The organism is Rhizobium sp. WYCCWR10014 (genome assembly GCF_001657485.1).
Taxonomy (GTDB): Bacteria; Pseudomonadota; Alphaproteobacteria; order Rhizobiales; family Rhizobiaceae; genus Rhizobium.
In genome coordinates this window covers 155,236-172,868 of sequence record NZ_LXFU01000027.1, presented here as the reverse complement: position 1 = coordinate 172,868, position 17,633 = coordinate 155,236, and the positions used below count along the sequence as shown (strand labels likewise).

13 protein-coding genes are annotated in these 17,633 nt (G+C 60.0%); 12 read left to right on the top strand and 1 reads right to left on the bottom strand.

The genetic code is table 11. The features are described 5' to 3' along the window. The first annotated feature begins 6 nt into the window (after positions 1–6). The 7 genes from nusG to rpoC all read left to right on the top strand — a co-directional run bounded on the left by nusG (position 7) and on the right by rpoC (position 11,937). On the top strand, positions 7–537 hold the full coding sequence (gene nusG / locus A6U98_RS07410) for a transcription termination/antitermination protein NusG (RefSeq protein ID WP_003547516.1): 531 nt from the start codon (positions 7–9) through the stop codon (positions 535–537). Between the two features lie 176 nt (positions 538–713). Beyond that, on the top strand, positions 714–1,145 hold the full coding sequence (rplK, locus tag A6U98_RS07405; RefSeq protein ID WP_018486176.1) for a 50S ribosomal protein L11: 432 nt from the start codon (positions 714–716) through the stop codon (positions 1,143–1,145). Positions 1,146–1,149: 4 nt separating this feature from the next. Further along, entirely contained in the window at positions 1,150–1,851 is a 702-nt protein-coding gene (rplA, locus tag A6U98_RS07400; RefSeq protein ID WP_003547520.1) for a 50S ribosomal protein L1, read from the top strand. 329 nt (positions 1,852–2,180) lie between these two features. Next, positions 2,181–2,699: a 50S ribosomal protein L10 gene (rplJ, locus tag A6U98_RS07395; protein ID WP_064649007.1), complete on the top strand. Its 519-nt coding sequence runs from the start codon at positions 2,181–2,183 to the stop codon at positions 2,697–2,699. Positions 2,700–2,757: 58 nt separating this feature from the next. Next, the gene (gene rplL / locus A6U98_RS07390) at positions 2,758–3,135 is read left to right on the top strand and encodes a 50S ribosomal protein L7/L12 (protein WP_003547523.1); all 378 of its coding nucleotides are present in this window, start codon (positions 2,758–2,760) and stop codon (positions 3,133–3,135) included. Between the two features lie 263 nt (positions 3,136–3,398). After that, complete coding sequence (rpoB, locus tag A6U98_RS07385) at positions 3,399–7,538, top strand: DNA-directed RNA polymerase subunit beta (RefSeq protein WP_011651419.1); 4,140 nt, start codon at positions 3,399–3,401, stop codon at positions 7,536–7,538. A 190-nt stretch (positions 7,539–7,728) separates the two neighbouring features. Further along, entirely contained in the window at positions 7,729–11,937 is a 4,209-nt protein-coding gene (rpoC, locus tag A6U98_RS07380) for a DNA-directed RNA polymerase subunit beta' (protein ID WP_011651420.1), read from the top strand. A 141-nt stretch (positions 11,938–12,078) separates the two neighbouring features. Here the strand turns inward: rpoC and A6U98_RS07375 are convergent, their stop codons facing one another. Continuing rightward, positions 12,079–12,372 (bottom strand): hypothetical protein, encoded by a 294-nt coding sequence (locus A6U98_RS07375; protein WP_027669026.1) that lies wholly within the window; start codon positions 12,370–12,372, stop codon positions 12,079–12,081. A gap of 497 nt (positions 12,373–12,869) precedes the next feature. Here A6U98_RS07375 and rpsL point away from each other — a divergent pair, with 497 nt between their 5' ends. The 5 genes from rpsL to rpsJ all read left to right on the top strand — a co-directional run bounded on the left by rpsL (position 12,870) and on the right by rpsJ (position 17,625). Then, positions 12,870–13,241, top strand: a complete 372-nt coding sequence (rpsL, locus tag A6U98_RS07370; RefSeq protein WP_003547537.1) for a 30S ribosomal protein S12 — start codon at positions 12,870–12,872, stop codon at positions 13,239–13,241. Between the two features lie 77 nt (positions 13,242–13,318). After that, entirely contained in the window at positions 13,319–13,789 is a 471-nt protein-coding gene (gene rpsG / locus A6U98_RS07365) for a 30S ribosomal protein S7 (protein WP_003547538.1), read from the top strand. A gap of 29 nt (positions 13,790–13,818) precedes the next feature. Then, positions 13,819–15,918 (top strand): elongation factor G, encoded by a 2,100-nt coding sequence (gene fusA / locus A6U98_RS07360; RefSeq protein ID WP_011651423.1) that lies wholly within the window; start codon positions 13,819–13,821, stop codon positions 15,916–15,918. Positions 15,919–15,986: 68 nt separating this feature from the next. Then, on the top strand, positions 15,987–17,162 hold the full coding sequence (gene tuf / locus A6U98_RS07355; protein ID WP_027685040.1) for an elongation factor Tu: 1,176 nt from the start codon (positions 15,987–15,989) through the stop codon (positions 17,160–17,162). A 154-nt stretch (positions 17,163–17,316) separates the two neighbouring features. After that, on the top strand, positions 17,317–17,625 hold the full coding sequence (gene rpsJ / locus A6U98_RS07350) for a 30S ribosomal protein S10 (protein ID WP_003547547.1): 309 nt from the start codon (positions 17,317–17,319) through the stop codon (positions 17,623–17,625). The last annotated feature ends 8 nt before the right edge of the window (positions 17,626–17,633 follow it).

Below are 17,633 nucleotides of genomic sequence, written 5' to 3'. Positions count from 1 at the left end.
ATGAAAATGGCGGCACGTTGGTACATCGTCCACGCATATTCAAATTTTGAAAAGAAGGTGGCTGAAGACATCGAGAACAAGGCTCGCCAGAAGGGGCTTGAGCACCTGTTCGAGAAGATCCTCGTGCCGACTGAAAAGGTGGTGGAAGTGCGTCGCGGCCGCAAGGTCGATTCCGAGCGCAAGTTTTTCCCGGGCTATGTCATGGTTCGTGCCAATCTGACGGACGAAGCCTACCACCTGATCAAGAATACGCCGAAGGTCACAGGTTTCCTCGGCTCCGACAATAAGCCCGTTCCGATTCCGGATTATGAAGCCGAGCGCATTCTCGGTCAGGTCCAGGAAGGTGTCGAGCGGCCGAAGGCCTCCATTACCTTCGAGATCGGCGAGCAGGTCCGCGTTTCCGACGGCCCGTTCGCGTCGTTCAACGGCACGGTTCAGGATGTGGACGAGGAACGTTCGCGCCTGAAAGTGGAAGTGTCGATCTTCGGCCGCGCAACGCCGGTCGAGCTGGAATACGCTCAGGTCGAGAAGGTCTGATTGCAGAAACTGGAAGCTGGCCCTTGCGGCCTGTTTCCTGCGGACCTTGTCCGCACCCGCGTGGAAGGTGAGGGGTCTTAGCCGGACCCTAAGGATCCGCACCACGCAACCGCAGCCGCCGGAGAGATCCGGCATCACGGGCCGGGCGACCGGCCGTTCATGAAAGGCAGAGAGATATGGCTAAGAAAGTTGCAGGCCAGCTCAAGCTTCAGGTCAAGGCAGGATCGGCAAACCCGTCCCCGCCGATTGGTCCGGCGCTTGGTCAGCGTGGCATTAACATCATGGAATTCTGCAAGGCGTTCAATGCCGCCACGCAGGAAATGGAAAAGGGCATGCCGATTCCGGTCGTCATCACCTATTACCAGGACAAGTCCTTCACCTTCGCGATGAAGCAGCCGCCGGTCAGCTACTGGCTGAAGAAGGAAGCGAAGATCGCGTCCGGTTCCAAGACGCCCGGCAAGGGCGCCAAGGCCGGCTCCCTCACCAAGGCTCAGATCAAGTCGATCGCAGAAGCCAAGATGAAGGATCTGAACGCAGCGGATATCGAAGGTGCAATGGCGATGATCGAGGGCTCTGCCCGCGCCATGGGTCTGGAAGTGGTGGGTTAAGATCATGGCTGGTAAGCGCACGCAGAAGATCAACGAAGGTGTTGATCCCACCAAGCTCTACGCTCTGACCCTGGCCATCGGCATGGTCAAGGAACGGGCTGTCGCCAAGTTCGACGAAACCATCGAAGTCTCGATGAACCTCGGCGTCGACCCGCGCCATGCGGACCAGATGGTTCGCGGCGTCGTCAACCTGCCGAACGGCACGGGCCGCACGGTTCGCGTCGCCGTCTTCGCTCGTGGCGCCAAGGCTGACGAAGCCAAGGCCGCCGGTGCCGATATCGTCGGCGCCGAAGACCTCGTCGAAATCGTCCAGGGCGGCAAGATCGAATTCGATCGCTGCATCGCCACCCCCGACATGATGCCGCTCGTCGGCCGTCTCGGTAAGGTTCTCGGTCCGCGCGGCATGATGCCGAACCCGAAGGTCGGCACCGTCACCATGGATGTCGCCGGAGCCGTCAAGGCTTCCAAGGGCGGCGCTGTCGAGTTCCGCGTCGAGAAGGCAGGCATCGTCCATGCCGGTATCGGCAAGGCCTCGTTCGACGCCAAGGCTCTGGAAGAAAACATCCGCGCCTTTGCTGACGCCGTCATCAAGGCGAAGCCGGCTGGCGCCAAGGGCAACTACGTCAAGCGCGTGGCGATTTCCTCGACCATGGGCCCGGGCGTCAAGATCGAGCCCGGCTCGGTCACCGGTGCTCCGGCTGCGTAAGTTTATGGCCGGGCTTTAAGTCCGGTGACTGAATTTCCGGCCTCGCAAGGGGCCGGAATATTCCGGAGAAATCCGGAATCCTGTCCGAGATTGCAGGTGGTTTTCCCTTAATCACTTAGCCTGCATGAGACGGGTAAGACCCGAATTGCAAGAAGTTCGCTTCTAGGAACTCGGTTCGAGCCTTGGATGCCTTGTGCCTCTTTAGCCTTGATTGGCGCGAGAGCGCGGGGGGACAGGATCCTCAAGCGTCGCTTGGGATCTCTCATGATCCCAGGAGGCAAAAGGCAACCGGCGGGCCCATTTTCGGTCCCGCCAACTGGAGATAAGCAGTGGAAAGAGCGGAAAAACGCGAATTCGTCACGGAACTGAACGAAGTCTTCAAGGCTTCGGGCTCAGTTGTCGTGGCCCACTATGCTGGTGCCACAGTCGCGCAGATGAACGATTTTCGTTCGAAGATGCGCGCAGCTGGCGGCACCGTCAAAGTCGCGAAGAACCGCCTGGCCAAGATTGCCCTTCAGGGTACGGAAGCGGAAGGGATGTCCAATCTCTTCAAGGGTCAGACGCTGATTGCATACAGCACCGATCCGATCACCGCTCCGAAGGTCGTCATGGATTTCGCCAAGACCAATGACAAGATCATTGTTCTGGGCGGCGCCATGGGAACAACCACGCTCAACGCCGATGCAGTCAAGTCGCTTGCGACCCTGCCTTCGCTCGATGAGCTGCGCGCGAAGCTGCTGGGCATGATCCAGACACCGGCTACCCGCATCGCTGGGGTTGTTGCAGCACCGGCAAGCCAGCTTGTCCGCGTGTTTGCGGCCTACGCCAAGAAGGACGAAGCCGCGTAAGGCGGTTTTTCGCTGTTTATAATCAACCGGTTCGAACCGAACAAAAGGAACTAGTAAAATGGCTGATCTCGCAAAGATCGTTGACGACCTCTCCTCGCTGACCGTTCTGGAAGCTGCAGAACTGTCGAAGCTTCTCGAAGAAAAGTGGGGCGTTTCCGCTGCTGCTCCGGTAGCTGTTGCTGCCGCTGCCGGCGGTGCTGCTGCTGCTGTCGTTGAAGAAGAAAAGACCGAATTCGACGTCATCCTCGTCGAAGCTGGTGCCAATAAGATCAACGTCATCAAGGAAGTCCGCGCCATCACTGGTCTGGGCCTCAAGGAAGCCAAGGATCTCGTTGAAGCCGCTCCGAAGGCTGTCAAGGAAGGCGTCAACAAGGCTGAAGCCGCTGACATCAAGAAGAAGCTTGAAGACGCTGGCGCCAAGGCCGACGTCAAGTAATCTTGAACTGCTTTTGGGAGGCAGTATTTCTACTGCCTCCCATTTGCCGTTTTTCTGAACGAATTACCCAAAAGCCGCGTCGAAACGGCTTTTGGGTAATGGGTTCTTCAAAAGGATGGTCTCGCACCGAGGGCAGCACAGCAATCCGAGCTGAGCGTTTTCTGGGGTCGGACGAGATTGAACTACTCATTGATTGACGGGATCGACTGGCCATCGGTTCCCGTCCGTTGCAGGCCCGGGTGCAAGATTTTGAAGGAGCGACGATGGCTCAGACCCTTTCGTTCAACGGTCGCAGGCGCGTACGCAAGTTTTTTGGTAAGATCCCCGAAGTCGCAGAAATGCCGAACCTCATCGAGGTTCAGAAGGCGTCCTACGACCAGTTTCTAATGGTTGAAGAGCCGAAGGGCGGCCGACCCGACGAAGGTCTTCAGGCCGTTTTCAAGTCGGTTTTCCCGATCACCGATTTCTCCGGCGCATCGATGCTGGAGTTCGTGTCCTACGAGTTCGAACCGCCGAAGTTCGACGTTGACGAATGCCGTCAGCGCGACCTGACCTATGCTGCACCCCTGAAGGTGACGCTGCGCCTCATCGTGTTCGATATTGACGAGGATACCGGCGCGAAGTCGATCAAGGACATCAAGGAACAGTCCGTTTACATGGGCGACATGCCGCTCATGACCAACAACGGTACGTTCATTGTCAACGGCACCGAGCGCGTCATCGTCTCCCAGATGCACCGTTCGCCGGGCGTCTTCTTCGACCACGACAAGGGCAAGAGCCATTCGTCCGGCAAGCTGCTCTTTGCTGCACGCGTCATCCCCTATCGCGGTTCCTGGCTCGATATCGAATTCGACGCCAAGGACATCGTCTATGCTCGTATCGACCGCCGCCGTAAGATCCCTGTCACGTCGCTGCTGATGGCGCTCGGCATGGACGGCGAGGAAATCCTCGACACCTTCTACACGAAGTCGCTCTACAAGCGCGACGGCGAAGGCTGGCGCATTCCCTTCAAGCCGGAAACGCTGAAGGGTGCCAAGGCGATCACCGAGATGGTCGACGCCGATACCGGCGAAGTCGTCGTCGAGGCCGGCAAGAAGCTGACCCCGCGCTTGCTGCGCACGCTGTCCGACAAGGGTCTGAAGGCCCTCAAGGCCGCCGACGACGATCTGTATGGCAATTACCTTGCCGGCGATATCGTCAACTACTCGACGGGTGAAATTTACCTTGAGGCCGGCGACGAAATCGACGAGAAGACGCTTGGCATCATCCTGGCGAACGGCTTCGACGAGATCCCGGTTCTCGGCATCGACCACATCAATGTCGGCGCCTATATCCGCAACACGCTGACAGCCGACAAGAACGAGAACCGTCAGGACGCTCTGTTCGACATCTACCGCGTCATGCGCCCGGGTGAGCCGCCGACGATGGAATCGGCCGAAGCCATGTTCAACTCGCTGTTCTTCGATGCGGAGCGTTACGACCTCTCCGCCGTCGGCCGCGTCAAGATGAACATGCGCCTCGACTTGACCGTCGAAGACACCGTCCGCATCCTGCGCAAGGACGACATCCTGGCCGTGGTCAGGATGCTGGTCGAACTGCGCGACGGCAAGGGCGAGATCGACGACATCGACAACCTCGGCAACCGCCGCGTCCGTTCGGTCGGCGAGCTGATGGAAAACCAGTACCGTCTCGGCCTGCTGCGCATGGAGCGCGCGATCAAGGAACGCATGTCCTCGATCGAGATCGACACGGTCATGCCGCAGGATCTGATCAATGCCAAGCCGGCAGCTGCTGCCGTGCGCGAATTCTTCGGTTCCTCGCAGCTCTCGCAGTTCATGGACCAGGTCAACCCGCTCTCGGAAATCACCCACAAGCGCCGTCTTTCGGCTCTTGGCCCGGGCGGTCTGACCCGTGAGCGCGCCGGCTTCGAAGTCCGCGACGTGCATCCGACCCACTATGGCCGCATCTGCCCGATCGAAACGCCGGAAGGCCCGAACATCGGTCTGATCAACTCGCTTGCGACCTTTGCCCGCGTCAACAAGTACGGCTTCATCGAAAGCCCGTACCGCCGCATCGTCGACGGCAAGGTGACGAGCGACGTGCTCTACCTCTCCGCCATGGAAGAGGCGAAGTACTACGTCGCCCAGGCCAACGCCGAGATGAACGCTGACGGTTCCTTCGTCGACGAATTCGTCGTCTGCCGTCATGCCGGCGAAGTCATGCTCGCCCCGCGCGACAGCATGAACCTGATGGACGTCTCGCCGAAGCAGGTCGTTTCGGTCGCAGCCGCGCTCATCCCGTTCCTGGAAAACGACGACGCCAACCGCGCGCTCATGGGCTCGAACATGCAGCGTCAGGCAGTGCCGCTGCTGCGTGCCGAAGCTCCGTTCGTCGGTACCGGCATGGAGCCGGTCGTTGCCCGTGACTCTGGCGCCGCCATCGGCGCCCGCCGCGGCGGCGTGGTCGACCAGGTCGACGCGACGCGTATCGTTATCCGCGCCACGGAAGACCTCGAAGCCGGCAAGTCCGGCGTCGATATCTACCGCCTGCAGAAGTTCCAGCGTTCGAACCAGAACACCTGCGTCAACCAGCGCCCGCTGGTCACCGTTGGTGACGAGGTCAACCGCGGCGACATCCTCGCCGACGGCCCGTCGACCGATCTCGGCGACCTGGCGCTCGGCCGCAACGCGCTCGTCGCGTTCATGCCCTGGAACGGCTACAACTACGAAGACTCGATCCTGCTCTCCGAGCGCATCGTGGCAGACGACGTGTTCACCTCCATTCACATCGAAGAATTCGAAGTGATGGCGCGCGACACCAAGCTTGGTCCTGAGGAAATCACCCGCGATATTCCGAACGTTTCGGAAGAAGCGCTGAAGAACCTCGACGAAGCCGGAATCGTCTATATCGGCGCCGAAGTTCAGCCGGGCGATATCCTCGTCGGCAAGATCACGCCGAAGGGCGAAAGCCCGATGACGCCGGAAGAAAAGCTTCTGCGCGCCATCTTCGGCGAAAAGGCCTCCGACGTGCGCGACACCTCCATGCGTATGCCGCCCGGCACCTACGGCACGATCGTCGAAGTCCGCGTCTTCAACCGCCACGGCGTTGAAAAGGACGAGCGTGCGATGGCGATCGAGCGCGAAGAGATCGAGCGTCTGGCAAAGGACCGTGACGACGAGCAGGCGATCCTCGACCGTAACGTCTACGGCCGTCTGATCGAGATGCTGCGCGGCCAGGCCTCCATTGCCGGCCCGAAGGGCTTCAAGAAGGGCAGCGAGCTTTCGAACGCCGTCGTCTCCGAATATCCCCGCTCGCAGTGGTGGATGTTCGCGGTCGAAGACGAAAAGGTCCAGAGCGAGCTCGAAGCGCTCCGCGGCCAGTACGACGAATCCAAGTCGCGCCTCGAACAGCGCTTCATGGACAAGGTCGAAAAGGTCCAGCGCGGCGATGAAATGCCTCCTGGCGTCATGAAGATGGTCAAGGTCTTCGTCGCCGTAAAGCGCAAGATCCAGCCGGGCGACAAGATGGCCGGCCGTCACGGGAACAAGGGCGTCGTTTCGCGCATTGTGCCGGTGGAGGACATGCCGTTCCTCGAAGACGGCACGCATGTCGACGTCGTTCTGAACCCGCTCGGCGTGCCTTCGCGCATGAACGTCGGCCAGATCCTGGAAACCCATCTGGGTTGGGCTTGCGCCGGCATGGGTCGCCAGATCGGCGAACTGATCGAAGCGTACAAGGCCAATGGCAACATTGAGCCGCTGCGCAAGACCATCGGCGATGTCGTCGGAGACGGCCCGAAGGCCGAACAGGTCCATGAGTTCGATGACGACTCGGTTCTGCGTCTCGCTGACCAGTGGAAGCGCGGCGTTTCGATCGCGACGCCTGTTTTCGACGGCGCGAACGAAGCCGACGTCAACGACATGCTGCGTCTGGCAGGTCTCAAGGATAGCGGTCAGTCGACGCTCTATGACGGCCGTACCGGTGAGCAGTTCGACCGCCAGGTGACCGTGGGCTACATCTACATGCTGAAGCTCAACCACCTGGTCGACGACAAGATCCATGCTCGTTCGATCGGACCTTACTCGCTCGTGACCCAGCAGCCGCTGGGCGGCAAGGCGCAGTTCGGCGGCCAGCGCTTCGGCGAAATGGAAGTCTGGGCGCTCGAAGCATACGGCGCTGCCTACACGCTGCAGGAAATGCTAACGGTGAAGTCGGACGACGTCGCCGGCCGCACCAAGGTCTACGAAGCCATCGTCCGCGGAGACGACACGTTCGAAGCCGGTATTCCGGAAAGCTTCAACGTTCTCGTCAAGGAAATGCGCTCACTGGGCCTCAGCGTCGAGCTCGAGAACACCAAGCTTGACGAGGCGCAGGCAGCTCAGCTGCCCGACGCGGCCGAGTAAGCACTTGATAGGGCGTGCGCTGCCAATGCGGCGCACGCCGGTCCCGCCGGGCGCCGTATCCGTGTCGGCCCGGAAGGGAAGTTTCGCCGCATCCAGCGGTTATTCTCGTTTAAGCGAGGGAGGCGGCTCCCGGGAATTTGCCGCCGACCATCGCATTTTGAGGGCGCTTTAGCCCATGAAGGAGACAGGCATGAACCAAGAGGTCATGAATCTTTTCAATCCGCAGGTGCCTGCACAGAATTTCGATTCCATTCGGATTTCGATCGCGTCTCCGGAGAAGATCCTCTCCTGGTCTTACGGTGAGATCAAGAAGCCGGAAACCATCAACTACCGTACGTTCAAGCCGGAACGTGACGGTCTGTTCTGCGCGCGCATCTTCGGGCCGATCAAGGACTACGAATGCCTGTGCGGCAAGTACAAGCGCATGAAGTACAAGGGCATCATCTGCGAAAAGTGCGGCGTCGAAGTCACGCTGTCGCGCGTTCGCCGTGAGCGCATGGGCCATATCGAGCTCGCCGCTCCCGTTGCCCACATCTGGTTCCTGAAGTCGCTGCCATCACGCATTTCGACGCTGCTCGACATGACGCTGAAGGATGTCGAGCGCGTCCTCTACTTTGAAAACTATATCGTCACCGAGCCGGGCCTGACTGCCCTGAAGGAGCACCAGCTCCTCTCGGAAGAAGAGTACATGCTCGCCGTCGACGAATACGGCGAAGACCAGTTTACCGCGATGATCGGCGCCGAGGCGATCTACGAGATGCTGGCCTCGATGAACCTCGAAAAGATCGCTGGCGACCTGCGCGCAGAGCTTGCCGACACCACGTCGGATCTCAAGCAGAAGAAGCTGATGAAGCGCCTGAAGATCGTCGAGAACTTCATGGAGTCGGGCAACCGTCCGGAATGGATGATCATGAAGGTCGTTCCGGTCATTCCGCCGGATCTGCGTCCACTGGTTCCGCTCGACGGCGGCCGTTTCGCGACGTCGGATCTGAACGATCTCTACCGCCGCGTCATCAACCGTAACAACCGTCTGAAGCGCCTGATCGAGCTTCGTGCGCCTGGCATCATCATTCGCAACGAAAAGCGCATGCTGCAGGAATCTGTTGACGCGTTGTTCGACAACGGCCGTCGCGGCCGCGTCATCACCGGCGCCAACAAGCGTCCGCTGAAGTCGCTCTCCGACATGCTGAAGGGCAAGCAGGGCCGCTTCCGCCAGAACCTGCTCGGCAAGCGCGTCGACTATTCCGGCCGTTCGGTCATCGTCACCGGTCCGGAACTGAAGCTGCACCAGTGCGGCCTGCCGAAGAAGATGGCGCTCGAGCTCTTCAAGCCGTTCATCTATGCTCGCCTCGACGCCAAGGGTTACTCCTCGACCGTCAAGCAGGCCAAGAAGCTGGTCGAGAAGGAAAAGCCGGAAGTCTGGGATATCCTCGACGAGGTCATCCGCGAGCACCCGGTTCTCTTGAACCGCGCACCGACGTTGCACCGCCTGGGCATCCAGGCCTTTGAACCTATCCTGGTCGAAGGCAAGGCGATCCAGCTGCATCCGCTCGTCTGCACGGCCTTCAACGCCGACTTCGACGGTGACCAGATGGCCGTTCACGTGCCGCTGTCGCTCGAAGCTCAGCTCGAAGCCCGCGTGCTGATGATGTCGACCAACAACATCCTGCATCCGGCCAACGGCGCGCCGATCATCGTTCCCTCGCAGGACATGGTTCTCGGCCTCTACTATCTGTCGATCCTCAACCAGAACGAGCCGGGCGAAGGCATGGCCTTCTCCGATCTCGGCGAGCTGCATCACGCCCTCGAAAGCAAGGTCGTGACGCTGCACACCAAGATCCGCGGCCGCTTCAAGTCGGTCGACGAGGATGGCAAGCCTTACTCGAAGATCTATGAGACGACGCCTGGCCGTCTGCTCATCGGCGAACTGCTGCCGAAGAACGGCAAGGTGCCCTTCGATATCTGCAACCAGGAAATGACCAAGAAGAACATCTCGAAGATGATCGACACGGTCTATCGCCATTGCGGCCAGAAGGACACGGTCATTTTCTGCGACCGCATCATGCAGCTCGGCTTCGCCCACGCCTGCCGCGCCGGCATTTCGTTCGGCAAGGACGACATGGTCATTCCGGATGCCAAGGCCAAGATCGTTGCCGACACCGAAAACCTGGTGAAGGAATACGAGCAGCAGTACAATGACGGCCTCATCACCCAGGGCGAGAAGTACAACAAGGTTGTCGACGCCTGGGGCAAGGCGACCGAAAAGGTCGCCGAAGAGATGATGGCCCGCATTAAGGCGGTCGAATTCGACGAGAAGACCGGTCGCCAGAAGCCGATGAACTCGATCTACATGATGAGCCACTCCGGTGCCCGCGGTTCTCCGAACCAGATGCGCCAGCTGGGCGGCATGCGTGGCCTCATGGCCAAGCCGTCGGGCGAAATCATCGAGACCCCGATCATCTCGAACTTCAAGGAAGGCCTGACCGTCAACGAGTACTTCAACTCGACGCACGGCGCCCGTAAGGGTCTGGCAGACACCGCCCTGAAGACCGCCAACTCCGGCTACCTGACCCGCCGTCTCGTCGACGTCGCGCAGGATTGCATCGTCACGCATGTCGATTGCGGAACGCAGACGGGCCTCACCATGACCGCCATCGTCGATGCCGGTCAGGTGGTTGCTTCGATCGGCGCCCGTATCCTCGGCCGCACGGCGCTCGACGACATCGATCATCCGGTCACGGGTGAGCGCATCGTCGATGCCGGCAAGATGATTCTCGAGCCCGACGTCGTCGAAATCGAGAAGGCCGGCATCCAGTCGATCCGCATCCGCTCGGCACTGACCTGCGAAATCCAGACGGGCGTCTGCTCGGTCTGCTACGGCCGCGACCTCGCGCGCGGTACGCCGGTCAATATGGGCGAAGCCGTCGGCGTCATCGCTGCTCAGTCGATCGGCGAGCCGGGCACCCAGCTCACCATGCGTACCTTCCACCTTGGCGGTACGGCAACCGTGGTCGACCAGTCGTTCCTCGAAGCCTCGTACGAAGGTACGGTGCAGATCAAGAACCGCAACATCCTGCGCAACTCCGATGGCAACCTCGTTGCCATGGGCCGCAACATGACCGTCCAGATCCTGGACGAACGTGGTGTCGAGCGGTCGTCGCAGCGTGTGGCCTACGGTTCGAAGCTGCATGTCGACGAAGGCGACAAGGTCAAGCGCGGCCAGCGCCTGGCAGAGTGGGACCCCTACACCCGTCCGATGATGACGGAAGTGGCCGGTACCGTTCAGTTTGAAGATCTGGTCGACGGTCTCTCCGTTCTGGAAGCGACCGACGAATCGACTGGCATCACCAAGCGTCAGGTTATCGACTGGCGTTCGACCCCGCGCGGCTCGGACCTCAAGCCGGCGATCGTCATCAAGGATGCCAGCGGCAATATCGCGAAGCTCTCCCGTGGTGGTGACGCCCGTTTCTTCCTCTCGGTCGATGCGATCCTGTCGGTCGAGCCGGGCACGAAGGTCTCCCAGGGTGACGTTCTCGCCCGTTCGCCGCTCGAAAGCGCCAAGACCAAGGACATCACCGGCGGTCTGCCGCGTGTTGCCGAGCTGTTCGAAGCCCGCCGTCCGAAGGACCACGCCATCATCGCAGAGATCGATGGTACGATCCGCCTCGGCCGCGACTACAAGAACAAGCGTCGCGTCATCATCGAGCCGGCGGAAGACGGTGTCGAGCCTGTCGAATACCTGATCCCGAAGGGCAAGCCCTTCCACCTTCAGGAAGGCGACTATATCGAAAAGGGTGACTACATCCTCGACGGTAACCCGGCTCCGCACGACATCCTGGCAATCAAGGGCGTGGAGGCTCTGGCCTCCTACCTCGTCAACGAGATCCAGGAAGTCTACCGCCTGCAGGGCGTCGTTATCAACGACAAGCACATCGAGGTGATTGTCCGTCAGATGCTGCAGAAGGTGGAAATCACCGATGCGGGCGACTCGACCTATATCGTCGGCGACAATGTCGACCGGATCGAGCTCGAAGACGTCAACGATCACCTGATCGAGCAGGGCAAGAAGCCAGCCTACGGCGATCCGGTTCTTCTCGGCATCACCAAGGCGTCGCTGCAGACCCCGTCCTTCATCTCGGCCGCGTCCTTCCAGGAAACGACCAAGGTGCTGACGGAAGCTGCGATCGCCGGCAAGACCGACGGCCTGCAGGGTCTGAAGGAAAACGTCATCGTCGGCCGCCTCATCCCGGCCGGTACCGGCGGCACCATGACCCAGATCCGCCGCATCGCCACGTCGCGCGACGAGATGATCCTCGAAGAGCGCCGCAAGGGCACGGGTGCTGCCGTCGCCACACCGATGCTGCAGGACATGGCCGAAAAGGCTCCGGCTGCGGAATAATCCGCGGTTGAAGTCGACGAATTGAAAAACCGCCCGGAGCGATCCGGGCGGTTTTTCATATTTAGGTTGCTCTGATTGGGCGGGCGGGGAGGGAGGCTGCTTCCGCTTATGCTGCGTTGGCAGCGTGAACGGCAGCTCCCTTCAGTTGAACCGGATGATCGCGACTTCGCCTTCGACGGCGCCCTGGTAGGCAGATGCGTGTGGCTCGTCAGCCGGGACCTCGGTCAGCATGCCGATCTGGTCGAGATCTGCCTCGATGAAGCCTTCCTCGGCAAGGGCGTTCAAGGCCTCGCGTACGGCAGTATCGTCGTCAGGTGCCTTCAGCATGATGTGCAGGTCGATGCCTTCGCTGGCGTCGGACTCGTAGCCCTTGCCGATGATGATGAAGATCATCGGGCCGTCGAAATTATTGTCGTTATCAGGTGTCGTGATCATCGCCTGTCCTTCGGCTCTTTGACGATTCGGTCGCTCGAATCCTGCTGTGAGGGCCGAACGCCGCAATTGCTGATTCCTTAACTGCTTTTGCTGCAATGCCCAAGTTTTTATCTTGGTGCACAGCCGTGAATTCGTCTAGAAGAATGAAACAGGGCGTTCGGCCGGCATATCAAGGCGATACGGCGAGTTTATTTCTTAACCGGCCTTGACGAGTCGGGTGGAAACCAGTAGTACCCCGGCCATCAGATCCCATGTGAGGCTTGGCTGTTCGGGGCGACGCGCCCTGAAGTTCACCTCAAACAAGGTTCTAAACGCACGTTGAAGTCATGATGCTGCACGCACGACGCATGTTTTATGCGTCCTCTGCTCCTTGTGGTCCATCTGCGGAAGCGGATCGGGCCATATTTTGCGCATTGACGGAAAGCGTACGTCACTGCCGGAGACGGCGCGAGTTCAAGCCCGCAAGGGTACTGAGATAAAACGTAAGGGATGGTTGAATGCCTACCGTAAACCAGCTGATCCGCAAGCCTCGCCAGGCGAACGTAAAGCGTAACAAGGTTCCTGCACTCCAGGAGAACCCGCAGAAGCGCGGCGTTTGCACGCGCGTCTACACGACGACGCCGAAGAAGCCGAACTCGGCGCTGCGTAAGGTCGCAAAGATCCGCCTGACCAACGGCTTCGAAGTCATTGGTTACATCCCCGGCGAAGGTCACAACCTTCAGGAACACTCCGTCGTCATGATCCGTGGCGGCCGCGTCAAGGACCTTCCGGGTGTCCGTTATCACATCATCCGCGGCGTTCTCGATACCCAGGGTGTCAAGAACCGCAAGCAGCGCCGCTCCAAGTACGGCGCGAAGCGTCCGAAGTAATTCGGGTTTTGAATAATCCGGCGCTGCGCGAGGTCCTCCGCGTCATGAAGCGCCTTAACGGTTGAAGAGACAAAAGTATGTCCAGACGTCATAAAGCAGAAAAGCGCGAGATCAATCCGGACCCGAAGTTCGGCGATCTCGTTGTCACCAAGTTCATGAATGCCATCATGCTCGACGGCAAGAAGTCCGTTGCTGAAAACATCGTCTACGGTGCGTTCGACGTAGTTCACGGCAAGTCCAAGCAGGAGCCGCTCACGGTTTTCCATTCTGCGCTTGAGAACATTGCCCCGCACGTTGAAGTCCGCTCGCGTCGTGTCGGTGGTGCGACCTATCAGGTTCCCGTCGATGTTCGTCCGGAGCGCCGCCAGGCTCTTGCTATTCGCTGGCTGATCGCTGCTGCCCGCAAGCGCAATGAAACGACAATGGTTGACCGCCTTTCCGGCGAACTGCTCGATGCGTCCAACAACCGCGGCTCCGCCGTCAAGAAGCGCGAAGACACGCACAAGATGGCTGATGCCAACCGCGCGTTCTCGCACTATCGCTGGTAATTCCGAACGGTATCGAAAGGCAGTCCACAATGGCTCGCGAATATAAGATCGAAGACTACCGCAATTTCGGTATCATGGCGCATATCGACGCCGGCAAGACCACGACCACCGAGCGTATTCTTTATTACACCGGCAAGTCGCACAAGATCGGCGAAGTCCACGACGGCGCAGCCACGATGGACTGGATGGAGCAGGAGCAGGAGCGTGGCATCACGATCACCTCCGCTGCCACCACGACCTTCTGGAAGGGCCGTGACGGCAAAATGCGCCGCTTCAACATCATCGACACCCCCGGCCACGTCGACTTCACCATCGAAGTCGAGCGTTCGCTGCGCGTTCTCGACGGCGCCATCGCGCTGCTCGACGCCAACGCCGGTGTTGAGCCGCAGACGGAAACCGTCTGGCGTCAGGCTGAGAAGTACAATGTCCCGCGGATGATCTTCTGCAACAAGATGGACAAGACCGGTGCCGACTTCTACCGCTCCGTCGAGATGATCAAGACCCGTCTCGGTGCAACGGCTGTCGTCATGCAGCTGCCGATCGGTGCGGAAACAGAATTCAAGGGCGTCATCGACCTGGTCGAGATGAACGCACTCATCTGGCGCGACGAGTCGCTCGGCGCCCAGTGGGATGTCGTCGAGATCCCCGAGGACATGAAGGCCAAGGCTGAAGAATATCGCGAAAAGCTGATCGAGACGGTCGTCGACATCGACGAAGCCGCCACCGAAGCTTACCTCGAAGGCATTCTGCCCGACAACGAGCAGATCCGTGCACTGGTTCGCCGCGGCACGATCGACGTCAAGTTCCACCCGATGTTCTGCGGCACCGCCTTCAAGAACAAGGGCGTGCAGCCGCTGCTCGACGCCGTTGTCGACTACCTCCCGTCGCCGATGGACATCCCGGCGATCAAGGGCATCGACTTCAAGACGGAAGCCGAAATCGAGCGTCATGCCGATGACAGCGAGCCGCTTTCCATGCTCGCCTTCAAGATCATGAACGACCCCTTCGTCGGTTCGCTGACCTTCGCCCGCATCTACTCCGGCAAGCTCGAAAAGGGCGCGTCGGTCATCAACACGGTCAAGGACAAGCGCGAACGCGTCGGCCGTATGCTGCAGATGCACTCCAACTCGCGTGAAGACATCGAAGAAGCCTTCGCAGGTGACATCGTCGCTCTCGCCGGCCTCAAGGAAACCACGACGGGCGACACGCTCTGCGATCCGCTGAAGCCGGTTATCCTCGAGCGCATGGAATTCCCGGAGCCGGTCATCCAGATCGCCATCGAGCCGAAGACCAAGGGCGACCAGGAAAAGATGGGCCTCGCGCTTAACCGCCTGGCTGCTGAAGATCCGTCCTTCCGCGTCAAGACCGACCAGGAATCCGGCCAGACCATCATCGCCGGCATGGGCGAACTGCATCTTGACATCATCGTCGACCGCATGCGTCGTGAGTTCAAGGTTGAAGCAACCGTCGGCGCGCCGCAGGTTGCCTACCGCGAAACCATCACCCGGACGCATGAAGAAGACTACACGCACAAGAAGCAGTCCGGTGGTACCGGCCAGTTCGCGCGCGTCAAGATCGTCTTCGAACCGAACCCGGAAGGCGACGAATTCAAGTTCGAATCGAAGATCGTCGGCGGTTCCGTTCCGAAGGAATACATCCCCGGCGTCCAGAAGGGCATCGAAAGCGTTCTGTCTTCGGGTCCGCTCGCAGGCTTCCCGATGCTCGGCGTCAAGGCGACCCTCATCGACGGCGCTTTCCACGACGTCGACTCTTCGGTTCTCGCCTTCGAAATCGCATCGCGTGCCTGCTTCCGTGAAGCAGCCAAGAAGGCCGGCGCTCAGCTGCTCGAGCCGATGATGAAGGTCGAAGTCGTCACCCCGGAAGATTACGTCGGCGACGTTATCGGCGACCTGAACTCCCGTCGCGGTCAGATCCAGGGCCAGGAAAGCCGTGGTATCGCCGTCGTCATCAACGCGAACGTCCCGCTCGCGAACATGTTCAAGTACGTCGACAACCTGCGCTCTATGTCCCAGGGCCGCGCCCAGTACACGATGACCTTCGATCACTATTCGCCGGTCCCGTCGAACGTCGCAACTGAAATCCAGGCAAAGTATTCCGGTCAGAAGTGACCGGAATACCAATTGACCGATAACAAGAATTAGATCCCTTCGGGGACTAGCAAAACGGAGACCCGAAAATGGGAAAGAGTAAGTTTGAGCGCAACAAGCCGCACGTCAACATTGGCACGATTGGCCACGTTGACCACGGTAAGACGTCTCTGACGGCAGCGATCACGAAGTACTTCGGTGAGTACAAGGCGTACGATCAGATCGACGCGGCTCCGGAAGAAAAGGCGCGTGGCATCACGATTTCGACGGCCCACGTTGAGTATGAGACGCCGGCCCGCCACTATGCCCACGTCGACTGCCCCGGCCACGCCGACTACGTCAAGAACATGATCACCGGTGCTGCCCAGATGGACGGCGCGATCCTGGTGTGCTCGGCCGCTGACGGCCCGATGCCGCAGACGCGCGAACACATCCTGCTGGCCCGCCAGGTTGGCGTTCCGGCAATCGTGGTGTTCCTGAACAAGGTCGACCAGGTTGACGACGCCGAGCTTCTCGAACTGGTCGAGCTCGAAGTACGTGAACTGCTGTCGTCCTACGACTTCCCGGGCGACGATATCCCGATCATCAAGGGTTCCGCACTTGCTGCCCTTGAAGATTCGGACAAGAAGATCGGCGAGGATTCGATCCGCGAGCTGATGGCTGCTGTCGACGCCTACATCCCGACGCCTGAGCGTCCGATCAACCTGCCGTTCTTGCTGCCGATCGAAGACGTGTTCTCGATCTCGGGCCGCGGCACGGTTGTGACCGGCCGTGTCGAGCGTGGCATTGTCAAGGTTGGCGAAGAAGTCGAGATCGTCGGCATCCGCCCGACGACGAAGACGACGGTGACCGGCGTTGAAATGTTCCGCAAGCTGCTCGATCAGGGCCAGGCTGGCGACAACATCGGCGCGCTGATCCGCGGCGTCACCCGTGACGGCGTTGAGCGTGGCCAGATTCTGTGCAAGCCGGGTTCGGTCAAGCCGCACAAGAAGTTCATGGCAGAAGCCTACATCCTGACGAAGGAAGAGGGTGGCCGTCATACGCCGTTCTTCACAAACTACCGTCCGCAGTTCTACTTCCGCACGACCGACGTGACCGGCATCGTAACGCTGCCTGAGGGCACCGAGATGGTCATGCCGGGCGACAACGTCACGGTATCGGTCGAGCTGATCGTTCCGATCGCGATGGAAGAAAAGCTGCGCTTCGCGATCCGCGAAGGCGGCCGCACCGTCGGTGCCGGTATCGTCGCGTCGATCGTCGAGTAATTAGCGGCTGGGCCACCAGGCCCAAGGAAAGGATAGGGACATCGATCTCGGTGTCCCTCTCGATCTTTGAAACCGGTGGCCCGCTAACGTAACTGAAGGTAAGCCGTGTCCCTGAATGGTGACACGCGGATAACAGACACAAGGATAAAGTCGAATGAACGGCCAGAATATCCGCATCCGCCTGAAGGCGTTCGATCACCGGATTCTCGACGCCTCCACGCGTGAGATCGTATCGACGGCTAAGCGCACCGGTGCAAGCGTCCGGGGCCCCGTTCCGCTTCCGACCCGCATCGAGAAGTTTACGGTCAACCGGTCCCCGCATATCGACAAGAAGAGCCGCGAACAGTTCGAGATGCGCACGCATAAGCGCCTTCTCGATATCGTTGACCCGACCCCGCAGACGGTAGACGCGCTGATGAAGCTCGATCTCGCCGCCGGTGTCGATGTTGAGATCAAGCTCTGAGACCTCGG